The organism is Bifidobacterium sp. MSK.17.10, from assembly GCF_019129655.1.
GTDB classification, from domain to species: domain Bacteria; phylum Actinomycetota; class Actinomycetes; order Actinomycetales; family Bifidobacteriaceae; genus Bifidobacterium; species Bifidobacterium adolescentis.
On the sequence record NZ_JAHOJD010000025.1, the window covers coordinates 1 to 2355 of the forward strand.

Sequence of the window (2355 nt, forward strand, 5' to 3'; positions counted from 1 at the left end):
TGGCGCTTTAATCTTTACCGTAATTCTTATTCACTCCATTCGTTCCATGATCCGCAACAGGGATTATTCAAGCTTGATTCTGATTACAATTGTTCTTTTCTATGGTTTATCAGAATGGGGAGCATTCTCAGCGTTGACTGCATTCCCTCTTCTGCTCACCACCATCCCCTCTCCCATCAAGGCTTCTATGAGGTGCATCAAAACCGAAAAGAATGCTGACTCATGGAAAATTATCCCCACGACAATTCAGCGGAAAACATCCTTCTTAACGAATTAGCGACGATTTCATTTCAATTCCTTTGGTTTTCACACAAATATAAATGCTATTTGCTCAGTTCTTCCACAAATGTATAAATAAAGTAAACAACAAGAGGAAAACAGAAGATAACGTCCGAATTCCTGCGCACTTTCGGTTTTGTTCTTCGTTGAGATGTTGAAGCGGGCATGGCCCGCGTCCTGTGTACGATTTTCAGTCGCCAAACAAAGAATCGCAATTGGAAAGCAGGACGCGCAGCCATGCCCGACAGCAACATCATACAGATCGACCAGAACCTGTTCGAGACCAAACTCGACCGGCTGGTCACCGAGAAGATGACCCAGATCCTCAACGCCATGCTCGACGCCGAGGCCGACGAGATCACCGGGGCCGCCAGATACGAACGCAAGGAGGGGCGCAAGGCGTACAGGGCCGGCCACTACGAACGCACGCTCACGGCAAAGGCGGGCAGGCTCGAGCTCAGGGTGCCGAAACTCAAGGGCGCGGTCTTCGAATCCGCGGTCATCGAACGCTACCGCAGGCGGGAGTCCAGCGTCGAGGAGGCGTTGATGGAGATGTGCCTGGCGGGAGTGAGCACCCGTCAGGTCGACGACATCAGCAAACTGCTGTGGGGTGACAGGATGCCATCCCAGACCCTTTCCGACAAGCTCAAGCGCGTGTATGACGACATCGACCGATGGCGCACCCGGCCATTGGAATCCGAATACCCGTACGTGTTCATGGACGGCGTGTGGCACAAGCGCTCCTGGGGCGGAAGCGTGGAGAACGTCAGCGTCCTCGTCGCCATCGGCGTCAACGCGGAGGGCCACCGCGAGGTCATCGGCGTGACGGAGGGCATGAGGGAGGACGCTGCCAGCTGGGAGCAGTTCATACGAAGCATGATCGAACGCGGTTTGAAGGGCGTGCGCCTCGTGGTCGGCGACCGGTGCGCGGGACTCGTCTCCACGGTGAACTCGATGCTTCCCCGGGCGAAGTACCAGCGGTGCATGGTGCACTTCATGCGCAACGTGCTCTCGAAGGTGCCGCCCAACCACCGGGATTGGGCGTCCGCGGCCCTGAAGGCGATATTCGCCATGGAGTCCCGCGAATCCGCCCTCGCCAAGGCCGGGACGGTCGCCGCGGAGATGGAGTCCAGGAAGCTCAAGGCGGCGGCCGGCTGCCTGCGCGAGGGCATCGGGGAGACGACCGCCTACCTTTTGCCGGAATTCCCGACGGAGCACCGCAGGAGGATCCGCACGAACAACATGATCGAACGGCTGAACCGGGAGATCCGGCGTCGCACGCGCGTCGTCGGCAGTTTCCCGGACGGCAACAGCGCGTTGATGCTCATCTGCGCCAGAACCAGGTACGTCACCGCGAACGAATGGAGCACGCGCCGCTACCTCGACATGTCCCGGCTCGATGACAACCTGCAGGAAGCGAACTGATCATCGTCCCATGGACGGGCACGACCCTAAGTGCGCAAACCTTCGGGCACTACCAACCATGGGATCAAGCTGCGCACGAACAACATGATCGAGCGATTGAACAAGGAGATCCGCCGGCGCACCCGGGTCGTGGGCGGCTTCCCCGACTCCAACAGCGCGCTCATGCTCGTATGCGCCAGAATCCGCTACGTCACCTCACGCTCGTGGTTGGACCGGCGATACATGGACATGTCCCGGCTCGATGACAACCTAGGCGCAGCGGCATGAAAGTCACGCCAACAGCTGGCCAACAGCCAATCTGCGCAAAGAAGCGGGCACTACCAAATAGCGTTTATATTTGTGCGAAAACTAAAGGACTTGAAGTGAGAGAGTCGCTAATCCGTTAAGAAGGATGTTTTCTGCTGAATTGTCGCGGGAATGATTTTCCATGAGTTGGTATTCTTTTCGGCTTTGATGCACCTCATAGAAGCCTTAATGGGAGAGGGGGTGGTGGTAAGTAGGAGAGGGAATGCGGTCAACGCTGAGAATGCTCCCCACTCTGATAAACCATAGAAGAGAACAATTGTAATCAGAATCAAACTTGAATAGTCTTTGTTACGGATCATGGAACGAATAGAGTGAATAAGAATTACGGTAAAGATTAAAGCGCCG

Annotated in this window: 3 protein-coding genes and 1 pseudogene; 3 read left to right on the top strand and 1 reads right to left on the bottom strand. The window is 55.9% G+C overall.

What is annotated here, in order from left to right:
- The 3 genes and pseudogenes from KSX58_RS10210 to KSX58_RS10220 all read left to right on the top strand — a co-directional run.
- Nucleotides 1-277 (top strand): hypothetical protein (locus KSX58_RS10210; protein ID WP_217752135.1); only part of this gene is annotated, 277 nt, incomplete at its 5' end.
- A 239-nt stretch (nucleotides 278-516) separates the two neighbouring features.
- A complete protein-coding gene (locus KSX58_RS10215) occupies nucleotides 517-1704 on the top strand; it encodes an IS256 family transposase (RefSeq protein WP_003810158.1) in 1188 nt (395 codons plus the stop codon).
- A gap of 66 nt (nucleotides 1705-1770) precedes the next feature.
- Nucleotides 1771-1971 (top strand): annotated as a pseudogene (locus tag KSX58_RS10220) (transposase); the annotation flags it as partial.
- 107 nt (nucleotides 1972-2078) lie between these two features.
- Here KSX58_RS10220 and KSX58_RS10225 read toward each other — a convergent pair.
- Nucleotides 2079-2355, bottom strand: a 277-nt coding sequence (locus KSX58_RS10225) for a hypothetical protein (protein ID WP_217752136.1), incomplete at its 5' end; no start/stop codon positions are given.

Bases quoted from the DNA above. Each gene is read 5' to 3' on its own strand.
- KSX58_RS10215 (WP_003810158.1), top strand. From the start codon at position 517: ATGCCCGACAGCAACATCATACAGATCGACCAGAACCTGTTCGAGACC.